A 567-nucleotide genomic window follows, 5' to 3' on the forward strand; every position below is an offset into this window, starting at 1 on the left:
CTGAACACTCCAAACGGAGTAGAGATAATGTGACTAATATTATACATACTGCAAAAATCTCCTTAACCAGTCTTCAAGTTCGGCGCGACATGGAAGAGTTATTACAACAATTTCAGCCTGACCCTCAACAATATCCAGCACAGTTTGCTCTCAAGAAAAAGTTACAACGTTTATGGGATAAATACGGTGCTGACTTATTACACTGCTATGATATCCCTGGTTTACCAGCAGATAACCTGAAAATCGAGTCTTTGTTTAGCCATTTACGTCGTCATCAGCGGCGAATTAGTGGGCGCAAGTCCACTGCCGAATTGCGCGATTTTGGGCAGTATCGAGTTCTTTTCTTAGGCGAAAGTGAACAACAGTTACTTGCACAAATTCGGGAAGTCCCTGTACTGGAATACAACTCTCAACGTCGCAGATTAGCTTTTTGTGAAGCTCCTCGTCAACAAAAACATCGCCTTCATCGTCATCCCAGTAGTGCAATACAAGGTTTAGTCAATCAACATCAAGAACGTCTCTGTGCATTTGATTTTCAACCTCTGAATACCAATTAGACAGCTAGGG

The 567-nt window shown here is 42.2% G+C and carries 1 protein-coding gene; it reads left to right on the forward strand.

Annotation, left to right across the window (positions count from 1 at the left end):
• Positions 1-557: hypothetical protein (locus HCR01_RS38210; protein ID WP_226890105.1), on the forward strand; the 557-nt coding region annotated here is incomplete at its 5' end.
• Between the last annotated feature and the right edge of the window lie 10 nt (positions 558-567).

The sequence above is a fragment of the Nostoc sp. MG11 genome (assembly GCF_014904695.1).
GTDB lineage: Bacteria > Cyanobacteriota > Cyanobacteriia > Cyanobacteriales > Nostocaceae > Komarekiella.